The 24,883-nt window shown below is 58.6% G+C and carries 25 protein-coding genes and 1 pseudogene; 12 read left to right on the top strand and 14 right to left on the bottom strand.

The features are described from left to right. The first annotated feature begins 105 nt into the window (after nucleotides 1-105). The 3 genes from AB6V08_RS18785 to umuC all read left to right on the top strand — a co-directional run bounded on the left by AB6V08_RS18785 (nucleotide 106) and on the right by umuC (nucleotide 3,426). Complete coding sequence (locus AB6V08_RS18785) at nucleotides 106-1,623, top strand: EAL domain-containing protein (protein ID WP_368544328.1); 1,518 nt, start codon at nucleotides 106-108, stop codon at nucleotides 1,621-1,623. Between the two features lie 122 nt (nucleotides 1,624-1,745). After that, nucleotides 1,746-2,180: a translesion error-prone DNA polymerase V autoproteolytic subunit gene (umuD, locus tag AB6V08_RS18780; RefSeq protein ID WP_368544327.1), complete on the top strand. Its 435-nt coding sequence runs from the start codon at nucleotides 1,746-1,748 to the stop codon at nucleotides 2,178-2,180. Continuing rightward, nucleotides 2,164-3,426, top strand: coding sequence for a translesion error-prone DNA polymerase V subunit UmuC (gene umuC, locus AB6V08_RS18775; RefSeq protein WP_368544326.1), 1,263 nt, complete (start codon nucleotides 2,164-2,166; stop codon nucleotides 3,424-3,426). Before umuD ends, umuC begins: the two co-directional genes overlap by 17 nt. Before the next feature lie 51 nt (nucleotides 3,427-3,477). Here the strand turns inward: umuC and AB6V08_RS18770 are convergent, their stop codons facing one another. Further along, complete coding sequence (locus AB6V08_RS18770; RefSeq protein ID WP_368544325.1) at nucleotides 3,478-4,059, bottom strand: nuclear transport factor 2 family protein; 582 nt, start codon at nucleotides 4,057-4,059, stop codon at nucleotides 3,478-3,480. A 109-nt stretch (nucleotides 4,060-4,168) separates the two neighbouring features. Here AB6V08_RS18770 and AB6V08_RS18765 point away from each other — a divergent pair, with 109 nt between their 5' ends. Further along, entirely contained in the window at nucleotides 4,169-5,065 is an 897-nt protein-coding gene (locus tag AB6V08_RS18765) for a LysR substrate-binding domain-containing protein (RefSeq protein WP_368544324.1), read from the top strand. Continuing rightward, complete coding sequence (locus AB6V08_RS18760; protein ID WP_368544323.1) at nucleotides 5,062-6,009, top strand: zinc-dependent alcohol dehydrogenase family protein; 948 nt, start codon at nucleotides 5,062-5,064, stop codon at nucleotides 6,007-6,009. The genes AB6V08_RS18765 and AB6V08_RS18760 overlap by 4 nt, the downstream gene beginning before the upstream one ends. 7 nt (nucleotides 6,010-6,016) lie before the next feature. Here the strand turns inward: AB6V08_RS18760 and AB6V08_RS18755 are convergent, their stop codons facing one another. Continuing rightward, nucleotides 6,017-7,051 carry an AI-2E family transporter gene (locus AB6V08_RS18755; RefSeq protein WP_368544322.1) on the bottom strand — a complete coding sequence of 345 codons (1,035 nt, stop codon included), beginning with the start codon at nucleotides 7,049-7,051 and terminating at the stop codon, nucleotides 6,017-6,019. A gap of 134 nt (nucleotides 7,052-7,185) precedes the next feature. Here AB6V08_RS18755 and AB6V08_RS23270 point away from each other — a divergent pair, with 134 nt between their 5' ends. The 4 genes from AB6V08_RS23270 (at nucleotide 7,186) to AB6V08_RS18740 (ending at nucleotide 10,398) form a co-directional block, all read left to right on the top strand. Next, complete coding sequence (locus tag AB6V08_RS23270; RefSeq protein ID WP_439649898.1) at nucleotides 7,186-7,356, top strand: protein YdgV; 171 nt, start codon at nucleotides 7,186-7,188, stop codon at nucleotides 7,354-7,356. Between the two features lie 118 nt (nucleotides 7,357-7,474). Next, nucleotides 7,475-7,837: a multidrug/spermidine efflux SMR transporter subunit MdtJ gene (gene mdtJ, locus AB6V08_RS18750; protein WP_368544321.1), complete on the top strand. Its 363-nt coding sequence runs from the start codon at nucleotides 7,475-7,477 to the stop codon at nucleotides 7,835-7,837. After that, on the top strand, nucleotides 7,824-8,153 hold the full coding sequence (gene mdtI, locus AB6V08_RS18745; protein WP_368544320.1) for a multidrug/spermidine efflux SMR transporter subunit MdtI: 330 nt from the start codon (nucleotides 7,824-7,826) through the stop codon (nucleotides 8,151-8,153). Before mdtJ ends, mdtI begins: the two co-directional genes overlap by 14 nt. Nucleotides 8,154-8,235: 82 nt before the next feature. Further along, nucleotides 8,236-10,398 carry a bifunctional diguanylate cyclase/phosphodiesterase gene (locus AB6V08_RS18740; RefSeq protein WP_368544318.1) on the top strand — a complete coding sequence of 721 codons (2,163 nt, stop codon included), beginning with the start codon at nucleotides 8,236-8,238 and terminating at the stop codon, nucleotides 10,396-10,398. On the opposite strand, the gene AB6V08_RS18735 is transcribed toward AB6V08_RS18740, so the two are convergent. The 6 genes and pseudogenes from AB6V08_RS18735 to AB6V08_RS18710 all read right to left on the bottom strand — a co-directional run bounded on the left by AB6V08_RS18735 (nucleotide 10,399) and on the right by AB6V08_RS18710 (nucleotide 15,788). Beyond that, nucleotides 10,399-11,220, bottom strand: coding sequence for a serine protease (locus tag AB6V08_RS18735; RefSeq protein WP_368544317.1), 822 nt, complete (start codon nucleotides 11,218-11,220; stop codon nucleotides 10,399-10,401). A gap of 275 nt (nucleotides 11,221-11,495) precedes the next feature. After that, nucleotides 11,496-11,960: an acid resistance repetitive basic protein Asr gene (gene asr / locus AB6V08_RS18730; RefSeq protein WP_368544316.1), complete on the bottom strand. Its 465-nt coding sequence runs from the start codon at nucleotides 11,958-11,960 to the stop codon at nucleotides 11,496-11,498. 149 nt (nucleotides 11,961-12,109) lie between these two features. Next, nucleotides 12,110-13,597 carry a carboxypeptidase M32 gene (locus tag AB6V08_RS18725; protein WP_368544315.1) on the bottom strand — a complete coding sequence of 496 codons (1,488 nt, stop codon included), beginning with the start codon at nucleotides 13,595-13,597 and terminating at the stop codon, nucleotides 12,110-12,112. 113 nt (nucleotides 13,598-13,710) lie between these two features. Further along, the gene (locus AB6V08_RS18720; protein WP_368544314.1) at nucleotides 13,711-14,043 is read right to left on the bottom strand and encodes a DUF1493 family protein; all 333 of its coding nucleotides are present in this window, start codon (nucleotides 14,041-14,043) and stop codon (nucleotides 13,711-13,713) included. 68 nt (nucleotides 14,044-14,111) lie between these two features. Next, nucleotides 14,112-14,348 (bottom strand): annotated as a pseudogene (locus tag AB6V08_RS18715) (Hcp family type VI secretion system effector); the annotation flags it as partial. A 186-nt stretch (nucleotides 14,349-14,534) separates the two neighbouring features. Next, a complete protein-coding gene (locus AB6V08_RS18710; protein WP_368544313.1) occupies nucleotides 14,535-15,788 on the bottom strand; it encodes an MFS transporter in 1,254 nt (417 codons plus the stop codon). Between the two features lie 122 nt (nucleotides 15,789-15,910). Between AB6V08_RS18710 and AB6V08_RS18705 the strand changes: the two genes are divergently transcribed. The 3 genes from AB6V08_RS18705 (at nucleotide 15,911) to bioD (ending at nucleotide 18,986) form a co-directional block, all read left to right on the top strand. Continuing rightward, nucleotides 15,911-16,816 carry a LysR family transcriptional regulator gene (locus tag AB6V08_RS18705; RefSeq protein ID WP_368544312.1) on the top strand — a complete coding sequence of 302 codons (906 nt, stop codon included), beginning with the start codon at nucleotides 15,911-15,913 and terminating at the stop codon, nucleotides 16,814-16,816. A 121-nt stretch (nucleotides 16,817-16,937) separates the two neighbouring features. Next, nucleotides 16,938-18,158, top strand: coding sequence for a sugar metabolism global transcriptional regulator Mlc (gene mlc, locus AB6V08_RS18700; RefSeq protein WP_368544311.1), 1,221 nt, complete (start codon nucleotides 16,938-16,940; stop codon nucleotides 18,156-18,158). Nucleotides 18,159-18,290: 132 nt separating this feature from the next. Further along, nucleotides 18,291-18,986: a dethiobiotin synthase gene (gene bioD, locus AB6V08_RS18695; protein ID WP_368544310.1), complete on the top strand. Its 696-nt coding sequence runs from the start codon at nucleotides 18,291-18,293 to the stop codon at nucleotides 18,984-18,986. On the opposite strand, the gene clcB is transcribed toward bioD, so the two are convergent. From clcB to AB6V08_RS18665, 6 genes are all read right to left on the bottom strand, one after another. Further along, nucleotides 18,921-20,231: a voltage-gated ClC-type chloride channel ClcB gene (clcB, locus tag AB6V08_RS18690; protein WP_368544309.1), complete on the bottom strand. Its 1,311-nt coding sequence runs from the start codon at nucleotides 20,229-20,231 to the stop codon at nucleotides 18,921-18,923. The two genes, bioD and clcB, sit on opposite strands and share 66 nt — an antisense overlap. 111 nt (nucleotides 20,232-20,342) lie before the next feature. Beyond that, nucleotides 20,343-21,491 carry an osmoprotectant ABC transporter ATP-binding protein OsmV gene (gene osmV, locus AB6V08_RS18685; RefSeq protein WP_368544308.1) on the bottom strand — a complete coding sequence of 383 codons (1,149 nt, stop codon included), beginning with the start codon at nucleotides 21,489-21,491 and terminating at the stop codon, nucleotides 20,343-20,345. Then, a complete protein-coding gene (gene osmW / locus AB6V08_RS18680; protein ID WP_368544307.1) occupies nucleotides 21,491-22,138 on the bottom strand; it encodes an osmoprotectant ABC transporter permease OsmW in 648 nt (215 codons plus the stop codon). The genes osmV and osmW overlap by 1 nt, the downstream gene beginning before the upstream one ends. Before the next feature lie 8 nt (nucleotides 22,139-22,146). Continuing rightward, the gene (gene osmX, locus AB6V08_RS18675) at nucleotides 22,147-23,046 is read right to left on the bottom strand and encodes an osmoprotectant ABC transporter substrate-binding protein OsmX (RefSeq protein WP_368544306.1); all 900 of its coding nucleotides are present in this window, start codon (nucleotides 23,044-23,046) and stop codon (nucleotides 22,147-22,149) included. 18 nt (nucleotides 23,047-23,064) lie between these two features. Continuing rightward, the gene (gene osmY / locus AB6V08_RS18670; RefSeq protein WP_368544305.1) at nucleotides 23,065-23,775 is read right to left on the bottom strand and encodes an osmoprotectant ABC transporter permease OsmY; all 711 of its coding nucleotides are present in this window, start codon (nucleotides 23,773-23,775) and stop codon (nucleotides 23,065-23,067) included. Between the two features lie 341 nt (nucleotides 23,776-24,116). Next, nucleotides 24,117-24,854 (bottom strand): YoaK family protein, encoded by a 738-nt coding sequence (locus AB6V08_RS18665; protein ID WP_368544304.1) that lies wholly within the window; start codon nucleotides 24,852-24,854, stop codon nucleotides 24,117-24,119. Between the last annotated feature and the right edge of the window lie 29 nt (nucleotides 24,855-24,883).

Raw genomic sequence — 24,883 nt, 5'->3', positions numbered from 1 at the left:
AGCATGGTTATTTTCGCTTTTGTCGACCATGCTCTTTGTAACTACAACACCAGGCGCCGTAAATGCCGTCAGCGTAATCGTACTTACTCATGCTCAGGATACGTTATGCGCAATGCACTTATTCCTGTTATCGCAGCCGTGGCTCTCCTTATTGCAGGCGTTTTTATTCTGAATATTCAGCTCTGGTATTCCGCGCGCGCCGACAGCCTCGCGGGAGCCCGATATGCCGTGAAAAATATGGATACGATCCTTGCCGAGGCGCGCCATGCGACCCGGGTTGCAAAGGCGATTGCGGATAAAGGATGTGGCCTGGAAGGGCAGTATCAGCTGGCGACCGAAGCGGCCCTGCAGCCGCACCTCAGAACCATCCTCATCACCAGACAGGGTAAAATCGACTGCTCGTCCCTGCCGGGCAACCGAATGCTGCTCCTGGACGTGGCGACCTTACCGGACGATCCGCTGCTGCTGCTGCCGGCAAAAAGCACGGTGAACGGGCTGCCGGTGCTGATTTATCAGATTCACTTTGCGCAAAGCCGGGTGGTGGTGACCATGAGCGACCGCCACATTCGGGACGCGCTGGGCATTCCGCTTAAGGGCGTGACCTATTCATTAAGGGTCGGGAATAGCGTGCTTGCGACCGCCGGGGACGTCACGGCCCCCGCGCGGGAGCGCCTCGGGCGGGTTCGCGCCGGCGATTATCCCTACAGCATTGAATACCGCTACCCGCCGCTGTTTAGCCTGACCAGGCTGGTGGAGCAGGGCGGCGGTATGCTGCTGTTTTTACTGTTTATTGCCTGCCTTGCCGCCTACGCGCTGTACAAGTACCTTAACAAAAGCACGCTGCCGGAAGAGTCCCTGCGCGGCGCCATCGCGAAGGGGGAGATTGTGCCGTTTTACCAGCCGGTGGTTAACGGCCGGGAAGGCACGCTGCGCGGCGTCGAAGTGCTGGCCAGGTGGAAACACCCCGGCGGCGGGTATATCTCTCCGGCCTCGTTTATCCCGATTGCGGAAAAATCCGGGCTGATTGTTCCCCTGACGCGCAGCCTGATGGCGCAGGTCGCGAAGCAGATGAACGACATATCCAGCAAGCTGCCGGAAGGCTTTCACATCGGCATTAACTTCAGCGCCTCCCACATCGCCATGCCCACCTTTGTGGAGGAGTGCCTGAAATATAAGGGCAGCTTTACCCGCAGGGATTTGAACCTGGTGCTGGAGGTGACCGAGCGGGAGCCGCTGGACGTCGACGAACGCCTGGTGCAGACCCTGAACGTGCTGCATGAAAACGGGTTTGCGATTGCGCTGGACGACTTCGGCACCGGCTATTCCGGGCTGTCCTACCTTCAGGATCTGCATATCGACTACATCAAGATTGACCAGAGCTTCGTCAGCCGGGTGGATGAGCATCCCGACTCCACCCGGCTCCTCGACTGCGTGCTGGATCTGGCGCGCAGGCTGTCGATAAGCATCGTCGCGGAAGGCGTCGAAACGAAGGCGCAGCTTGATTACCTCAACCGCAACGACATCACCTTCCAGCAGGGATATTATTTCTTTAAGCCCGTACCCTTTATCGAGCTGATTAAAATCCTGCTGTCGAAGCCGAAAGTAAAGGTGAGGGTGGAGTAAAGCCGGCTGAAATAAATCCTCTTGCATCAAGGCGTTTCGACGATCCTCCGTAAAGCGCCTTGATCCTTGCCCGCAATCCGTAATACTGTATTTATATACAGTAGATGGCAGGCAAAACAATTATGAGCACTCTTTTTTCTTACGATCCACGGCAATGCATTGAATTACCCTTGTTTCTGGAGCGGGTCGCCTGTGGCTTTCCAAGCCCCGCGCAGGATTACGTCGAAGATCGTATCGATCTGAACAAGCTGGCGATAAAACACCCCAGCGCCACCTACTTTGTTAAGGTCAGCGGAGATTCCATGAAGGGCGCCGGGATCGGCGACGGCGATTTGCTGGTGGTTGACCGCTCCCTCACCGCCGGACACGGGGATATCGTTGTTGCCGCCGTGGCCGGGGAGTTTACGGTGAAAGAGCTCCAGACCCATCCGGTGCTCAGGCTGCTTCCCCACAACCCCCGCTATCAGCCTATTACCTTTGAGTCCGAAGAGGAGCTGCAAATCTTCGGCGTCGTCACCCATACGCTGAAAACGCATAAACATGTTCGCACTGGTTGATGTAAACAGCTTTTACGCCTCCTGCGAGACCGTTTTCCGCCCGGATTTGCGGGGGAAGCCCATCGTGGTGGTGTCGAACAACGACGGCTGCATTATTTCCCTTTCGCGAGAGGCCAAACGGTTCGGCATCAAAATGGGCGAGCCCTACTTCAAGTTCAAGGAGAAGGGCTACCCGTCGCGGGTGTACGTGTTTAGCTCGAACTATGCGCTGTATGCCGATCTCAGCAGCCGGGTGATGCAAACCCTGACCGATCTCGCCCCGGCGATAGAGATCTACTCCATTGATGAGGCGTTCGTGAACGTGTCGGGCATTGACGGCTGCATGTCGCTGGAAAGCTTCGGTCACCAGATGCGCGACCAGGTGTTTAAAAACACCGGGCTGACGGTGGGCGTGGGGATCGCGCAGACCAAAACGCTGGCAAAGCTGGCGAACTACGCGGCGAAAAAATGGCCCGGCACCGGCGGCGTGGTGGATTTATCGAACGCGGAACGGCAGCGCAAGTTGCTCGCCGTTGTCCCCGTGGACGAGGTGTGGGGCGTGGGGCGGCGCATCACCAAAAAGCTCAACGCGATGGGCGTGACCACGGCGCTGGATCTGGCCAACAGCTCATCCTGGGTAATCAGAAAGCACTTTAACGTGGTGCTGGAGCGCACGGTGCGCGAGCTGCGCGGCGAGCGCTGTCTCGATCTCGAAGAATTTACCCCGACCAAACAGCAGATTATCTGCAGCCGCTCGTTCGGTCACCGCATTACGGAGTACGTCGAGATGCACCAGGCGATTTGCGCCTACGCGGAGCGCGCCGCCGAAAAGCTGCGCGGCGAGCATCAGTACTGCCGCTTTATCAGCGTATTTGTCCGCACCAGCCCTCATGCGGACAACGAGGTTTACTACGGCAATCAGGCCTCTGTCACCCTGAGCACCCCGACCAACGATTCCCGCGATATCATCCGCGCCGCCACGGAGGCGCTGGGGCGAATATGGCTGGACGGACACCGCTACATGAAAGCGGGGGTGATGCTGGCGGACTTTTTCAGCAGCGGCGTGGCGCAGCTGAATTTGTTCGATGAAAACCGCCCGCAGGCCAACAGCACGGCGCTGATGGAGGCGATAGATAGCCTGAATCACTCGGGCACGGGCAAGGTGTGGTTTGCCGGGCAGGGGATCGAAAAGGCGTGGTCGATGAAGCGCGAAATGCTGTCGCCGTCCTATACGACAAAGTATGCGGATTTGCCGGTGGCGCGGTAATGAGAGATAAAACCAACGCAGCCGCCCGGCACGTATGCCGGGCAGCAAAACTCAAGCCGCCAGCCAGCGCCGTGCATCCGCCTTCATGTTGCTTTCCAGCTCGCTGCCGCGCGTAGCAAACACCCGTCCGAGCGGGAACCCGCTCTGCTCCAGCAAATACGCCAGCGCGGCATATTCCCGGGGATATCTGGCCACGATGCTTCGGTCAATCTCAACCGGGCCCAGCGGGAACGTAAACGTCCCCATGTCATAAACGCTCTGGCGGTGGAACAGCTTCCAGACGCCCTCTCGCTTCTCTGCCAGATCGTAAAAACGGTTGTGGCATTCGCAGCCGATATTCAGTTTGACGTTTTCAGCAATGATGATGGCATTGGTTTCAAGAATGGCCTTGTCGCCGCGCGCGTTGAACGCGACGGCGGGCGAAGCGATAAGGTGTTTGGTGCGTAAATCTGATGCTCCCATCCGCATGGAGCCGTCCACGAAATCGCTGGCCAGCCCTTCGAACCAGGTAATTTCAATCGTGCCGTCGGGGTGAAACAGCTCGCGCAGCCGATCCCATTCACTGAGATCCCGGTGCATCCAGCCGTTCATAAGGTCGTTAAGCTGCTGTCGATCGTTCTGTTGAGTAGGCATGGTCATCGCTCCTGTTGTTTGACGGGGTTCAGTTTGCCGCGCGGAGAAGCTAAAATGAAATATATAGATTTTACAGATCAATCAATTTTAATTATCAGTAAGGGTCGGTATGGAGCTGCGCCACCTGCGCTATTTTCTCGCGGTCGCCGAAGAGGGGCATTTCGGGCGCGCCGCTGAAAAACTGAATATCGTCCAGCCAGCCTTAAGTATGCAGATAAAAGCGCTGGAGGCCGAGCTGGGCGGCGCGCTTTTTATCCGTACCAGCCGTCGGGTTGAGCTGACGGAGGCAGGCGTATTGCTGCTGACCGAAGCGCGGCGGACGCTTGAGCAGGCTGAACATACCCGGCAGACCGTGGAGCGCGCGATGCGGGGCGAAACGGGGCGCGTCAGAGTCGGGTTTGCCGGAAACGCGATCTTTAGCGGGAAGCTGATAGCGGATCTGCGCCTTTTCCGTCAACGCTTTCCGGATGCCGAGCTAATGATTCAGGAAGTCGGCCCGCAGGAGCAGGTCGAGGCTATCCTTGCCGGTCAGATGGACATTGGCTACACCCCGGCGCACAGCAACCTTTCCGCGCCGGATATTTCCGTCAGGCGCATTGGCGACTGGGATATTCTGGTTGCGATGACCGACGATCACCCCCTTGCGCAGCACGAAGACTTAACGATGGACATGCTCGCCGGACAGCCGCTGGTGCTGTACGACGCCCACGACGTGCATGAACATCTCTACATCACGCTGATGCAAAAGCTGGGCGAGCGGTGTCATATCGCGTATCGCTCCGGCAGCACGCTGAGTATTCTGGCGATGGCGGCGACGGGTCTGGGGCTGGCGCCGATCCCGGCACCGCTACAGCAGGTCGCTATTCCGGGGCTGGTTTATCGCCGCCTGAATGAGCCTGATTTGACCGCGAATCTGGTGATCGTGAGCCGAAAACACGAACCCAGCGAAGCGGTAAAAGCGTACCTAAGCCTGGCGGATAACCCTTGTTCAGTGAGAACCTCATGAATAACCTCGCGCTCTGGTATCGCCGCTTTGGCGAGCCCGCTGCCGTTTTGCAGCCTGAAAACGCGCCGCTTGCCCCGCTCGGACCGGGCGACCTGCGGGTGAGAATGCTGTACGCCCCGGTGAATGCCTCCGATCTTATCCCCCTTACCGGCGCGTACCGCCACCGCACGCCGCTGCCTGCCGTGGCGGGCTACGAAGGCGTCGGCGTGGTGACGCAGGCCTCCGAGGCGTTCGCGCATTTGATCGGCAGGCGCGTGCTGCCGCTACGCGGGCACGGCACCTGGCAGCAGTACGTGGACTGCCCGGCGGAATACGCGATCCCCGTGCCGGACGGTATCGACTCACTGCTTGCGGCGCGGGCCTACATTAACCCGTTGGCGGCGCAGATGATGCTCGAGCGCTATTCGCCGCGCGGAAAGCGGGTGCTGTTAACGGCGGCGGGATCGGATTGCGCCATTTTGCTCGGGCAGTGGGCGCGCGGCGCGGGGGCGGAGGCGGTCTACGGCATTCACCGCTCGCCGGTTCACGCCGGGCGGCTATCGTCGATGGGGATTATCCCTGTCGATCAGCAGGATACCGCCGCGATAAGCGCCATCGCGGCGGGCGCGGACGTGGTTTACGACGCCACGGGCGGCGGCCTGGCGGAGGCGATTCTGGCCGCGATGCCGCAAACGGGCATTTTTGTCTGCTACGGGCTGCTCTCCGGACAAACGTTCCGCCAGCAGCGCGCCTTGCCGCGCGTCGAATGGTTCCATATCCGCAACTATCTGGATGCGCTAAGCGTCGAGATGTGGCAGGCGCAGTTCCGGCAGATCTGGCAGACGCTATCTGCGAGTCAGTACAGCAGCGCCACGCTCTACCCGCTGACGGAGTGGCAGGTGGCGCTGCGGAACTACCAGCAGGCCGGAAGGCTGAGCAAGCCCGTGCTGGCGATGGAGGAATAAGCCCGCATTACTTATGACTCATGTCCCCCAGCAAAATGGCGATGCTTTGCCCGCCTGCGGTTTGCTCAAGGCCAATTTTCACGATGATGGTCAGCGGAACCGAGAGCAGCATCCCGACGGGGCCGAGCAGCCAGCCCCAGAATATCAGGGATAGAAACACCACCAGCGTCGACAGACCCAGCCCGCGCCCCATCATCCTCGGCTCCAGAATGTTGCCGAACACCAGGTTAATGATCAGATAACCCGCCAGCAGGATCAGCGCATCGTAGAAGCCGCTGAACACCAGCACCTGAAGAATAGGGGGGATCGCCGCCAGCACCGAGCCGATGTTGGGAATATAGTTAAGCGCGAAGGCCAGCAGCCCCCACACAAACGCGAAGCGAACGTCCAGCGCGGCGAGCATCCCCCAGACCACGAGCCCCGTCACCAGGCTGATGGCCGTTTTCAGCACCAGATAGCGCGAAACGCTGTCGAGCGCGCGCTGAATGGCGCCCATACCTTCCACCGGGCGGGACATGATCTGCTCCAGCTTCGCCGGAAGCTGCGGCACCTCAAGGAGCATAAACACCACCGTCAGGAACAGCAGGAAGATAGAGGTCATGGCGTTGGAAAGCTGCGTCAGCAGGCTGGTGACCAGCGTCATCGCGGCGTTGGGATCGATATAGCGCAGCAGCTCCTCGACGGAAACCTCAATGCCCGCGCGCTGCAGCCAGGGCTCGATTTGCAGCAGCGGAACCGCCAGCGACGAGCGGTATTTGGGCAGCGTGCGCGCCAGCTCGTTCAGGGAAGTGCCCAGATACGCCACCAGCAGCACCATCGCCACAATGATAATGCCGATCAGCAGGGAGATGGCCAGCACCCGGGGCACGCGCAGACGCACCATGCGCTGAACCAGCGGGTTGAGGATCACGGCGATGAACAGCGCGAGAATAAAAGGCACGATGATATCGGCCGCAAAACGCACGCCGGTCAGAATGATCACCAACATGCCCAGCATGATGACGATTTTAAGCCCGTTCAGGGTAATGATGGGTTTAGCCATGAAGAGTCCTGGAATAATGCTTTTATTTATAATAAAGGCGAATGCCGATCCAATAAACTAACCAAGGTCAAACGAGATGGGTAAAGAATTGAAAAGACTTTGAGTAAATTCCTGGCTTATGGTACAAATCAGGCGTGTTCAACTACCGAGGACAATTTTCATCCGCAAAGACGAGAAGCAACACCGCGGATAATTGTAATTTTATGGACAATTTGTTCAGGACGTATTTTTCAAAAAACACCGCTGTATATTCAACCTCCCTCTGCCTTCTGTCTGGTGAGCAACACTGGCGTTCCGCGCTATAGTCACGTCTTCTGCCTGAGCTGGCGCCATGCGCTTAGCTGTCTGATTTAATTTCATATTTTTTGGTTTGCTGCCCGCAGCGAGCCTCGATGGATTATATTCTCAAGCAGGAGAAAAAAGATGTTCTACTGGATTTTATTAGCTCTGGCTATCGTCGCTGAAATTACCGGCACGTTGTCTATGAAATGGGCAAGTGTCAGTGATGGCAACACTGGCTTTATTTTAATGCTGGTGATGATTTCACTTTCCTATATTTTCCTGTCCTTTGCGGTGAAGAAAATCGCACTGGGTGTGGCGTACGCTTTATGGGAAGGTATTGGTATTTTGTTGATCACGCTGTTTAGCGTCATGATATTTGACGAAGTGCTTTCAACAATGAAAATTGCCGGTCTGACGACGCTGGTAGCAGGTATTGTGCTGATTAAATCGGGTACCCGTAAACCGACAAAACAGCCGAAGGAGCAGACCCATGCAGCAGTTTGAATGGATCCACGCGGCCTGGCTGGCGTTCGCAATCGTTCTGGAAATTATTGCTAACGTCTTTCTGAAGTTTTCCGATGGTTTTCGCCGTAAGTTTTACGGCCTGATGTCCATCGCCGCCGTGCTCGGGGCGTTTAGCGCCCTGTCGCAGGCGGTAAAAGGCATCGATTTATCCGTGGCCTACGCGCTGTGGGGCGGTTTTGGTATCGCCGCCACGCTTGCCGCCGGATGGGTTCTGTTCGGCCAGCGCTTAAATAAAAAGGGCTGGGCAGGGCTGGTGCTGTTATTGCTGGGCATGGTGATGATAAAACTGGCCTGACGGTGACATAGCCATTTACAGGCAGCGAAATTCGCTGCCTGTATTACTCTTAGAAAAGCAGGACTTTTGAAGAGGATGGCGGATGTCTCACACCTTAAGCTGGCGAAATATTCCCACCGCAAAAACGCTGTTCGTGATGATCTTCATGGCGGGGATCGGCTTAATCATTTCCGTTATCGCGCTGCTCTACCTCTCTTTGCACCTCATCAGCACCAAAACCAATGAAATTGACGAACACCGCACCGCGCTCTCGGTTCAGGGGGCGATCCAGACCTCCGTTAACCGCGTTTCCTCGCTGGTGATTGATAACTCCGTCTGGGACGACGCGGTGCGAGAAGTGTACAGCCCGACGCTCGATACCACCTGGCTGTACAACACCTGGGGCGCGGGGTTCAAAATCAATAACCTCTACGACGGCACCTTCGTGCTGGACGAAGGGTTCAACGTGCTGTGGGGCTCTTTTCAGAGCAAACCCTTCACGGAACATAGCCTCGACTTTTTTGGTAACGGCCTGAAGGCGCTGATTGAACAACACCGCAGCGCGCTGCCCGGCGGCAAAAATATCTACGCCGGGATCACCCGCACGCGCGACGGCGTGGCGTTTATCGGTATTGGCCTGATCCGCCCGATGGTTGGTCGGCTTCAGGCCACCGGCGACACCCGGCGCTATCTGGTGATCACCCGCCACCTTAACCCGCAGATTTTGTCCGATCTGGGGGCCACCTTTCAGATAGACCGCCTCAGCTTTAGCCCCGAGAAAGTCAGCGATGCGAGTATGCCGCTCAACAGCTCGGCGGGGGAGCCGCTGGGCTATCTCAGCTGGCAGGCGCGCCTGCCCGGGGCGCAGGCGGCCCATGCCGCCTCGTCCGATATCACCCAGATCGTGGTGCTTGCCGCCGCCCTGATCCTGCTGTTTATCCTGGTGAGCAGCGTGGGGCTGTATAAGCTCGCCAGAGGCGAAAGCCAGGCGCGGCGGGTGGCGAGAACCGACTGGCTGAGCCATCTGCCAAACCGGCGTGCGCTGATCGAGGCGCTGGATCAGGTCAGCCTGCGCGGGGATATCGACGTCAAAAGCGTGGTGTTTATCGACCTGGACGGCTTTAAGGACGTGAATGATATCTACGGCCACAGCGTGGGCGATGATTTGATTATCGCGATTGCCAGAGCGCTGCGCGAAAGGGTGCCGCCGGGCGGGATGCTGGCGCGGATGGGAGGCGATGAGTTTGCCATGACCATCGGCGGCGATCGCTCGGAAGCGCTGGCGGCGGCATTTGCCGGATCGGTCATCGACTTCCTGAATGCGCCCATTCGGCTGGGCGAGCGGACGATCCACATCGGCGCCAGCATCGGTATTGCCAGCGGCACCCTGATCGAATGCACCAGCTCGGAGCTGTTTCGCCGCGCCGATATCGCCATGTATCACTCCAAAATTACCGGAAAAGGGCGGATAACCCACTACGACGCCGAGCTAAACAGCGCCCGCGAGCGCCAGCTGGCGATTGAAAATCAAATTCGCGGCGGGCTTGAGCGCGATGAGTTTGAGGTGTGGTATCAGCCGATTATCGACGCCCGCAGCCAGCAAATGACCAGCGTGGAAGCGCTGGTGCGCTGGCCGCGTCGCCCCGGCGGGGAGCTTGGCCCGGACGCCTTTATAGCCATCGCCGAAACCAGCGGCCTGATCTACAGGCTCGGGCAGTTCGTTCTGCATCGCGCCTGTGAAGATCTGGAGCCGTTTGGCGATCTAAAGCTGTCCGTGAACATCTCGCCCGCCCAGTTTCGCGATCCGGAGTTTGAAGACAAGGTCGCCCACGTGCTCGACGTTACCCGTTTTCCGGCCAATCGGCTTCAGCTTGAGGTGACGGAAACCTACGTGCTGGAAAACCCGGAGCGGGCGCGCTCGGCGATAATGAACCTGAAAGCGCTCGGTACGGCGGTGGCGCTGGACGACTTCGGCACCGGGTATTCGAGTATCGGCTATCTGCGGCGCTTTAATTTCGACACCATCAAGATAGACAAGTCTCTGGCCGGGCTGGTGGATAACGACGAGCAGGCCGCCGCGCTGGTGAGCGGAACGGTGCGGATCGCCAACGCGCTGGGGATGGCGGTGGTGGCGGAGGGTGTGGAAAACGAAAAGCAGATGAAGCTCTTGCGGCTGGCTGGCTGCGATCAGTTGCAGGGCTTTTGGTTCAGCCAGCCGATGCCGATTGAGGCGATTATCGAACTGCGTCAGCGCAGGCAGGGGTGACTATTGCTGCGCCAGCGCTTCGAGCCGATCGCGAAAACCGGTGACGGAGAGCGCGCGGTTGTCGGCGCGCCATCTGTCTTTGGCCGCCGGGGCGGAGCTTTGCACGCCAATCAGCTGCCAGCCAGCGTCGGTTTTCAGCATCAGCGGCGATCCGCTGTCGCCCGGCAAGGTGTCGCACTGGTGTGACAACACGCTGTTTTGCGCCCAGCCGGTGACGACGCAGTCCGTGTGGGTGTAAAGCGAATCCAGATGATCCACCGGATAGCCCGACTGCGTGACCTTGCGGTCGGCGGCTTTCAGAGCGGCGGTCAGCGCGGCTTTATCGCCGTCGAACAGCGGCAGCGGGGTGATCCCGGAAGGCGGATAGCGTAGCACCACCAGACCAAAGTCCCAGGACGCCGCACCTGGCGGCACAATCCAGCCATCGCCGTCCGGCTTCAGGCGTTTACCCAGCGAAGGGTCGACGCGGCCCTCAATTCCGTGGATCTCATAGCGCCATACCCCTTTTTGCGACACGAAGCGCAGCGCAACGGCTTTGTCCGGCTTGCCGTCCGGCGGCGTCAGCAGACAGTGGCCTGCGGTGAGGGCAAGCTGCGGGGTGATCAACGTGGCGGTACACAGGTTACCGCTGGCGGTTTCAAGCTGCCCGATGGCATCCCAGGGGGCCTGGGTAGGATTGGTGACACGCGTGCGATCGTCATGACCAAAAAACAGCGTCTTTACTTCTTTGGCGTTGATCGCGTCGTCATCGCCATCGTCCGCATGAGTAAAGCCAGAAATAAGACTACACGTTCCCAATAACAACAAAACATATTTACGCATATCACACTCTGGTGGGGTAATTATGATTATTAAAAGTGAACCCTGAGAAAATACTATAGACGGGACCGCGCTAAAGTGGGAGTAAAATCAGCGTGCTACATTCAGGAAAGATAGAAATGGCTTGCGATGAGCGCGCATAAAATAAGTAAGATAAGGATCAACTCAAACCGATAGCGCCGCAGCATACGCCCTCCGGATAAAAAAACGGCGCGGAACTGCACGGTTCAGCGCCGGTTTACCAACGTGCCCCGAAGGGCACGGTTAAGCTTGTACTCTTACGCAGCTGGCTGAGCAGCTGGTTTAGCAGCTTCGTGTTTTACTGCTTTTTTGTGATGCTTTTTAGCGGCCTGAGCTTTCTGCTCTACGGCTGGCTTGGTCGCTTTTTTGTGGTGCTTTTTAGCGGCCTGAGCTTTCTGCTCTGCGGCTGGTTTGGTCGCTTTTTTGTGGTGCTTTTTAGCGGCCTGGGCTTTCTGCTCTACAGCCGGTTTAGCGGCTTTTTTGTGGTGCTTTTTAGCAGCCTGCGCTTTCTGCTCGGTTGGCGCGGCGGTTGCCGGAGCAGCGGTCTCTTTTTTCGCTGCGGCTTTGTGATGTTTCTTGTGGTGCGTCGCTTTTGCTGGCGCAGCGGTGGTGGTGGCAGCTGGCGCAGCAGCAGGTGTTGCGGTAGCGGTAGTTTCAGCAGCGAATGCAGCAGAAGACAGACCCATAGCAGCGGCAACAACCAGAGCTAATACTTTATTCATTCTCATACCCTCGAATTTGGCTTTTCATTTAACCCCACTGCGGGGCCGTTGAAAGAACTATATCCCTGTAAATCCGAGGTTTCCGTGAGTCATTGGTATCGGCGTGTAACCATATGTACAACGCCGGGGATGGCCCCCGGCGCTGTCAGTTACAGATAGCGAGACGTGAGGTGTTCGCGGAAGTAGCGGATGTTGAGATCTTCCCCCGTTGCCTGGGTAATCAGCTGCGAAGTGGTGAAGCGGCTGCCGTGCTGCCAGACGTTCTGGCGCAGCCAGTCGAACAGCGCGGAGAAATCCCCCTGTGCAATGGACGCCTGCAGGCCCGGCAGCGCCGTTTTCGCCGCGTGGAACAGCTGTGCGGCATACATCGCGCCCAGGGTGTAGGACGGGAAGTAGCCAAAGCCGCCGTCGGTCCAGTGGATATCCTGCATACAGCCGTTGCGGTAGTTGTCTTTGGTCGACAGCCCAAGCCACGCCTGCATTTTCTCATCCCACAGCGCCGGGATATCCTCGACCTCGATGTCACCGTTGATCAGCGAACGTTCGATTTCGTAACGCAGCACCACGTGCGCCGGGTAGCTCACCTCGTCAGCATCGACGCGAATGTAGCCCGGCTTCACGCGCTGGTTCCAGGCAATAAAATTCTCCTCGCTAAAGGCGGCCTGGCTGCCAAAGCGGGCGTGAACGGCAGGGAGCAGATGTTTCAGGAACGCCTCGCTGCGCCCAAGCTGCATCTCAAAGAACAGGCTTTGGGATTCGTGGATGGCGGTAGAGCGCGCCAGGGCAACGGGCTGGCCGGCCCACGCGCGCGGCAGGTTCTGTTCGTAGCGGGCGTGGCCGGTTTCGTGAACCACGCCAAACAGGGCGCTGAGCAATTCGTCTTCGTCGTAGCGCGTGGTGATGCGCACGTCCTCCGGCACGCCGCCGCAGAACGGATGCGCGCTCACGTCCAGGCGACCGCCGTTGAAGTCAAAGCCGAGCATGTTCATGGCTTCCAGCCCCAGCTCGCGTTGAACGGCGGTCGGGAACGGCCCCTGTGGCGGTACAAAGGCGTGCTGGGACTGCTTTTCAACCACGTTCGCGAGCAGATCCGGCAGCCAGGATTTCATGTCGCCAAACAGCACGTCCAGGCGGGCGCTGGTCATGTCCGGCTCAAAAATATCCAGCAGCGAATCGTACGGAGAGCAGCCTTTGGCTTCGGCACGCAGGCACGCCTCTTCGCGGCTGTACTTCACCACCTCTTTCAGGTTGGCGGAGAAGCCCTGCCAGTCGTTGGCCGGACGCTGGGTGCGCCAGGCGTGTTCGCATCTGCTGCCCGCCAGGGATTTGGCCTCCACAAGCGATTCCGGCAGCAGCGAGGCCTGCTGATAGAGGCGGGTCATTTCGCGCAGGTTGGCCTGCTCAACGTCATTCAACTCTTCGCTCTGCGCCGCCGCCAGCCAGTCACCCACCTTTTTGTCCGTCAGGATCTGGTGCTGCAAAACGCTCATTTCTGCCAGCGCTTCACCCCGCGCGGCGCTGCCGCCCGGCGGCATCATGGTAAACATGTCCCAGCTGGCGATGGCGGTGAGGTGGGAGAAGCGGGAGAGGCGCTGGAAGGTGCGGGTGAGTTCCTGATAAGCAACATTTTTTGACATAGTTATTGTTCTCGTTCGGTTGGATGTGTTCAGGGGAGTTTAACGTGATTCCGGCGAGTTATGCGAGGGTGGGGGGACAGGTTAATTAAGAAAGGGGCGGGTTGCCCCCCAGGTTAGTCGTAGAGCCATTTTCCGGCTTTTGCTGATTCGGCAAGCATTCTTAGGGTGAGGGGCTGCGGTTGATCGTCATCCTTTCCGCAGGTGAATAGTGAGTAAAGAATGAACGTCTCTTCAGGCCAGTATCGATAAAAGTCGAAGTGAGCGGGATCAACATTAAAGCGACTGAAATATTCATCCATGATATCCGCACCTGTCTCGCTGGCCCAGACGTAATCTCCCGTGCTCAGACTGGTATCGAGAGTGGCAGGCCATCGCCTGTTCGTGAGCAAGGCCGGTTTATTAAACCGCTCGCTGTACCACGAGATCACGTCCTCATCGGTTACCATAACTTATCGTTTCCTCTGGCTATGGTGTTGTATTTCGTCGTTGCTTTATAAGCGATGGCAGAAATATCTCCGGCAACAAAAGCTTTGAAGAGGTAAGGGGAGGCGCTATCAAACTCTTTTTCAAACATCAGAGCACCGTGTACGCGTGTTCCTGTCAGTTTGCCGGTATTACCATCAGTTGGGATGTAGAGGTTGTGACTAAATGAGGTGACTTCGATAGAGCTCTCACGGTTTTGTACATCCACAGAACCCTTGATAAGAGAGCCACCATCGTCCTTGAGCCAGAGATAAGCGGGGATTGCCATGCGTCATTTTCCTTATATTTATTGTGGGTAATTAACGCAAAGTCTACTCTCTCACTCCTGCTGCGTAAATAAACAATAAATCATAACCTATTGTTTATATTCATAATAATTATAATCCGTGGAGATAATATAAACAAAAACCCCGTCCCGGCTCAGCACCGGAACGGGGTTGTTTTGATCGCTAAATTAACGCAGGCGTTTATGCAGCCCGGTGCCTACCAGCAGCGCGGCGCACAGCATCAGCGCGATAAACCCGCCCACGCCGTTCCAGCCGTAGTTGTGCCAGAACACGCCGCCGAGCGTCCCGGCGATGCTGGAGCCGAGGTAATAGCTGAACAGGTACAGCGATGACGCCTGGCCTTTGGCGCGACGCGCGCGCGGGCCGATCCAGCTGCTGGCGACCGAGTGCGCGGCGAAGAAGCCTGCGGAGAAGAGCAGCATTCCGGCAAAAATCAGCCACAGCGAGGAGAAGAGGGTCATCAGCAGGCCGAGGAGCATCACCGCGGTTGACACCAGCATCACCGGGCCGCGCCCGAAGCGGGCGGTCATCGCCCCTGCCTTTGGGGAGCTCCAGGTGCCGGTGAGATAGGCCACGGAAAGCAGGCCCACCACCGCCTGGCTTAGGTGCCACGGCGAGAGCATCAGGCGATAGCCAATGTAGTTAAACAGCGTCACAAACGAGCCCATCAGCAGGAAGCCGGTCAGGAACAGCAGCGGCAGCCCTTTGTCGCGCCAGTGCAGGCGGAAGTTGATAAACAGGGTTTTGGGACGCAGGGACGTCGGGCGGAAATGCCGCGACTCGGGCAAGATTCGCCAGAACATCAGCGCCGAGGCGAGGGCGAAGCAGCCAATCACCGCCAGGGCGATGCGCCAGTTGAAGAAGTCGGTGAAAACGCCGCTCAGCAGGCGTCCGCTCATCCCGCCGATGGAGTTCCCGCTGATGTAAAGCCCCATCGAGAAGGCGACAAAGCTGGGGTGGATCTCTTCGCTGAGATAGGTCATACCGACCGCCGCCACGCCGCTTAGCGATAAACCAATCAGCGCGCGCATGATCAGAATGCCGTGCCAGCTGGTCATCATGGTGGACAGCAGCGTACAGATGGAGGCAAGCATCAGCGCCGTCACCATGACCTGCTTGCGGCCGATGGCGTCGGAGAGCGGCCCGGTGAAGAGCAGGCCGACCGCCAGCATCCCGGTCGAAATCGAGAGCGAGATACTGCTGCTGGCCGGCGACACGCCAAACTCATGGGAGAGCACGGGCAGGATCGGCTGAACGCAATAGAGCAGGGCAAAGGTTGCCAGGCCTGCTGAGAAGAGCGCCAGCGTGACGCGCATAAATTGAGGGGTACCACGTTTTATAAACTGAACCGGCTGCGGTGCTGCGGGTAAATCATCAATATCGCTTGCCGGATCGATATCAACGGTAGTTGTACGACTCACAAAGTTTCCTTGCTTAAACATCCCCGTGATTGGCTGGTGACGGGTATGACCACCTCTTCAGGGTAGGAAATTGTAAATATTCTGTCTAATATATTAATAATCTCAAATAAGACGTTAAACATATGAATATCGAGCTGCGCCATCTGCGCTACTTTATCGCCGTGGCGGAAGAGCTGCATTTTGGTCGCGCCGCCGCCCGGCTGAACATCTCTCAGCCGCCGCTGAGCCAGCAAATTCAGATTCTCGAACAGCAGATTGGCGCACGCCTGCTGGCGCGTACCAACCGTAGCGTCAGCCTGACGGCGGCCGGGAAGCAGTTTCTTACGGACAGCCGCCAGATCCTCAGCATGGTGGATGACGCGGCCGCAAGGGCGGAGCGCCTCTACCAGGGGGAGACCGGCGAGCTGCGCATCGGCTTTACCTCGTCAGCGCCGTTTATCAGCGCGGTGTCGGCAACGCTGTCGTCGTTTCGCCGTCACTTCCCGGACGTGCATATCCAGACCCGCGAGATCAATACCCGCGAGCAGATTGCCCCGCTAAACGAAGGCACGCTCGATCTGGGGCTGATGCGAAATACGCAGCTACCCGACACCCTGGCGTGGCAGGTAATCCTGCGCGAGCCGCTGATGGCGATGATCCCGCACGATCATCCGCTAGCCGCCCGGCCTTCGGTTACGCTGGCGGAGCTGGCGCAGGAGCCGTTCGTCTTTTTCGACCCGCAGGTGGGCACCGGGCTGTACGATGATATTCTTGGGCTGATGCGCCGCTACGGGCTGACGCCCACCATCACTCAGGAGGTGGGCGAGGCGATGACCATTATCGGCCTGGTCGCGGCGGGGCTCGGGGTGTCGATTCTTCCGGCCTCTTTTAAGCGCGTTCAGCTGCGGGAAATGCGCTGGGTCAGCATCGCGGAAGAGGATGCCGTGTCGGAAATGTGGCTGGTATGGTCTAAACACTGGGAACAGAGCCATGCGGCACAGCGTTTTAAAACGCAGCTGATCGAGGCCTCGCGCGGGCGCTTTTTATAGGGAAATGTGGGCAAAAATGTGCGGTAAATCACATGGCTAAGTAAATATTTGACGAGCGCCATCGAAGTGTTTCACCATAGCCCACAGTTTATTTCGAAGCTCGAAAATAAGGGAGTTCCAGGTGGTCGCGGATAGTCAGCCAGGGCATATTGATCAGATTAAGCAGACCAACGCCGGCGCGGTTTACCGCCTGATTGATCAGCTTGGTCCGGTTTCGCGTATCGATCTCTCGCGCCTGGCACAGCTGGCCCCCGCCAGTATCACCAAGATTGTCCGCGAAATGCTGGAAGCCCATCTGGTACAAGAGACGGAAATTCAGGAGCCGGGCAGCCGCGGGCGCCCGGCGGTCGGGCTGGTGGTAGAAACCGAAGCCTGGCACTACCTGTCCCTGCGCATCAGCCGTGGCGAAATCTTTCTGGCCCTGCGCGACCTCAGCAGCAAGCTGGTGGTTGAAGATCGCATGTCCCTGCCGCTTGACGCGGAACAGTCCCTTCTGGACGCCATTCTTAGCCATATCGACCAGTTCTTCATTCGCCACCAGCAGCGCCTGGAGCGTCTGACGGCGATTGCCATCACCATGCCGGGGATCATCGATACCGAAAACGGCATCGTCCATCGGATGCCGTTCTACGAGGGCGTGAAAGAGATGCCGCTGGGCGACGTGCTGGAAAACCACACCGGCGTGCCGGTCTACATCCAGCACGACATCAGCGCCTGGACAATGGCGGAGGCGCTGTTTGGCGCATCCCGCGGCGCGCGCGACGTGATTCAGGTGGTGATCGACCACAACGTTGGCGCGGGGGTCATTACCGACGGGCGTCTGCTCCATGCCGGCAGCAGCAGCCTGGTGGAAATCGGCCATACGCAGGTCGATCCTTACGGCAAGCGCTGCTACTGCGGAAACCACGGCTGCCTTGAAACCATCGCCAGCGTGGAGAGCGTGCTGGAGCTGGCGCAGGTGCGCCTCAGCCAGTCGATGAGCTCCTCGCTGCACGGCCAGCCCTTAACGGTCGATTCGCTGTGCGAGGCGGCGAGGCAGGGGGATCTGCTCGCGAAAGACATTATTACCGGCGTGGGGAACAACGTCGGGCGCATTCTCGCCATCATGGTGAATTTGTTTAATCCGCAAAAAATATTGATTGGCTCACCGCTAAGCCAGGCCGCCGAGATCCTCTTCCCGGCGATCTCCGCCTGCATTCATCAGCAGGCGCTTCCCGCCTACAGCAAAAATATCGTGGTGGAAAGTACGCAGTTCTCGAATCAGGGAACCATGGCCGGCGCGGCGCTGGTCAAAGATGCCATGTACAACGGCTCCTTACTGATTCGCCTGCTGCAGGGCTAACTCATTTCCACAGATGTAAGAAAAATTGCGCTATCTCAAGCCGGATAGCGTATGCATCCCGTAGACTTCCCCCCACTAAATTATTTACCTGGTTTATATTTTTTGAAGCATACCCAAGAGGTGGAATGAGTCATGCTTAAGCGTTTCTTTGTAACGGGTACTGATACCTCTGTCGGAAAGACCGTTGTGTCCCGCGCTTTGCTGCAAGCCCTGGCGGCAAACGGTAAACGTGTAGCAGGGTACAAGCCGGTCGCAAAAGGCAGTAAAGATACGCCTGAAGGACTGCGCAATAAAGACGCTCTGGTTCTGCAAAGCGTCTCCAGCCTGGAATTACCGTATCACGCCGTCAACCCGATTGCCCTTAGCGAAGACGAGAGCAGCGTGGCGCACAGCGGCCTGATCAACTACACGCTGCTGTCAGACGGGCTGGCTAGCCTGAGCGAGCAGGTCGATCACGTTGTGGTTGAAGGCACCGGCGGCTGGCGCAGCCTGATGAACGATTTGCGTCCGCTGTCTGAGTGGGTGGTACAGGAACAGCTTCCGGTCATTATGGTGGTGGGCATTCAGGAAGGGTGCATCAACCATGCGCTGCTGACGGCGCAGGCCATTGCCAACGACGGCCTGCCGCTGGTGGGCTGGGTGGCAAACCGCATTAACCCGGGCCTTGCCCATTACGCCGAAATCATCGACGTGCTGAGCAAAAAGCTGCCGGGGCCGCTGGTGGGCGAGCTGCCTTATCTGCCGCGCGCCGAGCAGCGCGAGCTATCGCAGTACATCGACCTCTCCGCGTTCGGGAGCGTGCTGTCCGTAGATAGAGTCGTGGCGTAACGTCCGCGACAGCACCGACGCCACCACGCAGGCGATCAGCAGGCCGGGCAGCAGCGAATACTGCCCGGTCATTTCACAGACCATCAGTGCCGACATAATTGGCGCATGGGTGGTCGCCGCAAGCAGCGTCGCCATTCCCGCCAGCCCCAGTAAAATCGCGGTGTCTGAGCCGGGTAGCCACAGCATAACAATCTGCGCAAACAGCATTCCCGTCGCCATTCCCACAAACAGCGTTGGCGTAAACACGCCTCCCGGCGCGCCGGAGCCGCTGCTCGCCAGCACCGCCAGCAGCTTGCAGATAAAGACTCCGGCAATCACCGACAGCAGCGGCGGCGCGAGTAAAAACGCCTGCACCACGCTGTAGCCGTTGCCCCAGACTTTGGGCGTCAGAAGCGACAGCAGGCCGACAATCAGCCCGCCGAGGGCAAGCTGAAGCGGCGGCGAAAGCCGAAGGCGCAGGAAAAGCGCGTGGCTGGCGTCCATCAGCCACATCAGCAGCGGGCCGCACGCCCCCGCCAGCAGCCCCATCCCGACCATCAGGGAATAATCGACGCCCGTCAGGGCTTCACTCAGATGAACCTCATACAGCTGGCTGGCGCCGGGGCTGAGCAGGCGCGTGGTCAGCAGCGCGACGACCGCGGCAATCACCACCGGGCCAAGGGAGGCCAGCATCAGCGTGCCGAAGAGGATCTCGGCGATAAACAGGCTTCCCGCCAGCGGGGCGTCATAGGCGCTGGCCATCCCGGCCGCCGCGCCGCAGGCGATCCACAGCTTCCACTCCGACTTCGGGGTGAAGCGCCGGGCGAAGAACGAGGCGGCGAGGGCGGCAAGCAGGATCATCGCCCCTTCGCGGCCGATGGCGCTGCCGCTCGACACCACCAGCAGCGAGGCGAGGGATTTCACCAGGCTGGCGCCGTAGTCGAACTGCCCGTCGCCGGTCTCCAGCGCCTCCATATAATCCGTCGGCGCGTGGGGGCGCTGGGCGGTCAGGCGTTGCCATCCCCAGAGCAGCAGCCCTGCCGCCAGCCCGCCCAGCGCCGGAGTCAGCGCCCGTCGCCATGGGGAAAGCGCGCCCGCGGCATTGACCAGGCTTCCGCTTTCGTTGCTGAGAAACAGCCATTCGAGCAGAAACATGGCGTGGCGAAAGAGGGCAACGGCCAGCGCTGCCAGCACGCCGGTCAGGGTGGCAATCAGGAGCCTGCGGAACATCGCGCGGATGTCGGGATAAGCATGAAGACGTTGCATGGGTCACGCGTAAACGGGAAAGATACAATATTGTGCGGTGAAAACGCGGGGTTAGCAAAAGCTATGCGTGGGAAAATGCGCCGGGCGGAAAAGATCCCGCCCGGCGTTCGGTCAGCTGTCGCTGTGAATATTCAGCGCCCGGCGGGTACGGCCCGAGCTGAGATATTCAGCAATATAATCCTGTGAAATTTCGCCGTTGTAGCGCCCGTCTTCGTCGACGATCGGCATCCAGCTGGTATTGCTTTCGTACAGACGGGACAGCACCACCCGCAGGTTGTCCTCGGCTTTGCCGGTCATGCGGAACGGATGCAGGATGTCGGCGCAGCTGCCGCTGGCGTTGCGCGCCTCGCGGCGTTTGACGAAGCCGAGCGGTTTGCCGTGGGCGTCCACCACGGTAATGGCGCGAATGTCGTTGTCATCCATCGTGGCAAAAGCCTCCGGCAGCGGGGTGGACTCGCGCACCGTAATCGTCGGCTGCTGGTCGGTGACATCGCCCGCGGACACCAGCAGCAGGCGCTTCAGGGTACGGTCCTGGCCGACGAAAGAGCCGACAAACTCGTTGGCCGGCTTCGCCAGCAGCTCGTCCGGGCTGGCACACTGGACAATTTTCCCCTGACGGAAGACGGCGATACGGTCGCCGAGCTTCAGCGCCTCGTCGATATCGTGGCTCACCAGCATCACGGTCTTTTTCAGCTTGCGCTGCATCTCGAGGAACTGGTTCTGGATCACCTCGCGGTTGATCGGGTCGACCGCGCCGAACGGCTCATCCATCAGCAGAACCGGAGGATCCGCCGCCAGGGCGCGGATCACGCCGATACGCTGCTGCTGGCCGCCGGACATTTCGCGAGGATAGCGGTTCAGGAACTTGTGCGGATCCATCGCCACCATATCCATTAGCTCTTCCGCGCGGGTTTTGCAGCGCGCTTTGTCCCAGCCCAGCATCCGCGGCACCACGGTAATGTTCTCTTCGATGGTCATGTTCGGGAACAGGCCAATCTGCTGGATAACGTAGCCGATGTTGCGGCGCAGGGTGACGGTATCCATGCCGCTGGTGTCTTCGCCGTTGATCAGGATGTTGCCGCTGCTCGGGGTAATCAGGCGGTTGATCATCTTCAGGGTGGTGGTTTTCCCGCAGCCGGACGGGCCGAGCAGGACGCACATTTCCCCTTCGGGCACGTTCAGGTTGACGTTGTCTACGGCCTTAAAGGTCTGGCCGTGCTTCTGTGAAAATTGTTTGGTGAGATTTTCCAGTTTTATCATTATCGAATCCCCTTCGGAGTCAGCGCGATCTGCAAACGGTGCAGTAGCCAGTCGAGCACAATCGCTAAAAGACAAATCATCAGTGCGCCAGCAATCAACATACGAATGTCGCTGCCGCCAATACCGTTAAGCAGGAGCAGGCCCAGACCGCCCGCGCCGATGACGGCGGCAATCGCCATCACGCCGATGTTCATCACCACGGCGGTACGGATCCCGCCGAAAATCACCGGCAGCGCCATCGGGATTTCAACCCAGCGCAGACGCTGCCAAAAGGTCATGCCGATGCCGCGTCCCGCTTCGCGCAGGCCGGGCGGCAGGCTGTCGAGGGCGGTGTGGGTGTTACGCACAATCGGCAGCAGCGAGTAGAGAAACACGGCGGTGATGGCGGGCAGGGCGCCGATGCCCTGGCCAATCATTGAGAAGAGCGGGATCATCAGGCCGAACAGCGCAATAGACGGAATGGTCAACACGATGGTCGCAATGCCCAGGACCGGCGTCGCCAGCCACTTGTGGCGCACGATCAAAATCCCCAGCGGTACGCCGATAATAATCGCCAGACCCACCGCGAGGGCGACCAGCCACAGGTGCTGGAGAGTCAGGGTTAACAGATAGTCCCAGTTATCAATGATGTAGTGAACGGTATCCATAGCGCCTCCTACAGCAGCTGTTTGCTACGCAGGAAATCACGGGCGACCTGCTGCGGTGACTGATGATCGATATCCACCTTCTTATTAAGCTCGGTGATAACGTCGTTATTGAGCTGGCCTGACAGGGTATTCAGCGCCTCTTCCAGCCCGGGGTGGGACTCCAGCGTGTCTTTACGCACCACCGGCGTTACCGCGTAGCTCGGGAAGAAGCCTTTGTCATCTTCCAGCACCTTCAAATCAAAGCCTTTCACGCGCCCGTCGGTGGTGTAGATAAGCCCGGCGTCGACAAAGCCGTCGCGCACCGCGTTATACACCAGCCCCGGATCCATCTGGCGAATCTGCGGGCGGTCGAGTTCCATGCCGTAGGCTGCCTGGAGCGGCTTCATGCCGTCGCTGCGCCCGGCGAACTCAAGGTCAAGGCCCAGCAGCCAGTTGTTGTCCGGGTCGGTTTGGCGGATCTGCTCAATTTTCGCCACCATCTCCGACATGGTGTTGATATGTTCCGCCTCGGCGCGCTTGCGCTGCATGGCAAAGGCGTAGGTGTTGTTCATGTCGGCAGGCTTAAGCCACACCAGACCGTGCTTCGCGTCGAGGCGTTTTACCGTGTCGTAAGACTCCTGCGGCGACATGCGTTTGTTGATGTGGTTAAAGATGATGAGGGAGGTGCCGGTATATTCCCAGGTCATATCAATCTGCTTGTTGATCATCGCGTTACGGGAAATCACCGTGGCAATATTGGTTTGCGGCTGCACCTGGAAACCTTTCTTTTGCAGATACTGCACGGTCATCGCCGACAGGATGTGCTGCTCGGTAAAGCTTTTGGTTGCCAGAATCAGCGGGGCCGCGAGCGTCTGGCTGCTGAAGAGCGCCGCGGCGAACAGGGCCGTCAGGCCGGAGGTCAGTCTCATAAAAGCTCCTTGTTATTGTTATTTTGCGAGATGCGGGCTCATCAGGCGGCCCAGCGCGGCCAGCAGGGTATCCAGGATCAGCGCGAACAGGGCGGTGGCGGCCGCACCCAGGATCAGCGTCGGGAAATCGTTGAGATAAATGCCCGGGAAAATCAGCTCGCCGTAGCTGCTGGCGCCAATCAGGAAGGCCAGCGGCGCCGTACCGACGTTGATCGCGGTGGCGATGCGGATGCCTGAGAGCATCACCGGCCAGGCGTTAGGAATTTCAACCTGACGCAGGCGCTGCCATTTGGTCATCCCGATGCCGTTTGCCGCTTCCAGTAACGACGCCGGCACCGAGCACAGCCCGGCATAGGTGTTGCGTACAATCGGCAGCAGAGAGGCGAGGAACAGGGCGATAATCGCCGGTTTGTCACCGATGCCAATCACCACCATCGCCAGCGCCAGCACCGCCAGCGGGGGCAGCGTGTTGCCGACGTTAAAGATTTGCATCACGTATTCAGCAACCCCGCGCGCGGCGGGACGGCTGAGCAAAATCCCGCTCGGGATCCCGACCAGCAGGGCAAAGAACATTGAAGAGAAGACCAGAATCAGGTGCTGTTGCCCGAGATAAACCAGGTCGACCTGACGCGCCCTGATGGTTTCAGGCCCAATTCCCCAGACGAGGAGGGCGAGCACCGCGATTATCGCGATGACAAAAAGCGCAGAACGTTTAAGTAATGGGTGCATTGCGGTGTGTCTCCCTGTACGCATGCGTTATAGCAACCGCCGGTTGCCTGTTGTTATGCCATGTTCCGGCAGGGGTATTTCAGCTATAGCAAGCGATCGGGAAGGGTTCCAGCGAAGGGGCAAAATCAGTAACCCTATGAAATTCGGGGAAACCTTGTCTAAGCCTTATGGAGTAAGGCCTGATAAGGAGCAGGCAGATAAGTCTTAAAAAGGCGGGTTTAAAGTGACGTTGTCACGATGAAGTGCCGCTGCCACATAAAAATTGGGATCGCGAGGGGCCGATCCCGTCCATCAGCACGCGCATTGCGCAGACGGACGCGATGCAGGGGCAGCGGCAACCCTCAGGCGGAAGCCCGAACACGCCGCACCCGCGTGGAAACGGTGATTATCGACACGCTGGCGACCAAGACGAGCATCAGTCCGATCGCCAGCATGGCGTTAAAGCCAATCCATCGGAAGAGCAGTAGCCCTGCGATACCGCCCGTGATAAACGAGAACAGGGTGGTGAGATGGGTGAGCAGCTGGCTTTTTTGCGCTGCCGTATTTTTGGAGTAGTCCCTGCGGAGCATCGCCACCGCGACGGAGGCGAGGGATATTCCCGCGTCCGTCAGCGTGCCGGTAATATGCGTCGATCTCACCCGTCCGCCGGAAAGCTGCGTGGACGTTGAATTATGAATGCCCATCAGGCCGCACAGAAAAAGAACGATCTCGCGGTTGCTGGACATGGCGTGAAAATACATTTCGTAAAAAGAGACGCCGCTCAGCAATAATCCCTCGACGAAAAGGATCTGGCAAAAAACCAGCCTGATATTATGGATAATGCCCCATAAAACGATAAGCCGCGCGGCGATCGCCCCCGTTACAAAAGAGAGAATTATCGCGCTGAAGAAAATAATATCGCTGAGATCGGTGGAAGAGACTTCGCTGGATAATTGTGAGGTGTTGCCGGTCATGTGCGAGGGGAAAAAGCCAAATGCCCCGAGGGCGATAGCGTTCAGCAAACCCGCAGAAGTCGCCAGCCAGAGGGCAAGCCGGCGATCCTCCCGGTGCGTGCGTTCTTTCTTGAGTTTAATCAGCAAGAATACCTCCGGTATAAGCGTTGCCTGAA

The organism is Enterobacter soli (genome assembly GCF_964208575.1).
Taxonomy (GTDB): Bacteria; Pseudomonadota; Gammaproteobacteria; order Enterobacterales; family Enterobacteriaceae; genus Enterobacter; species Enterobacter soli_A.
The sequence above is the reverse complement of the archived record's forward strand: the minus strand, read 5'-3'. Positions and strand labels throughout refer to the sequence as shown.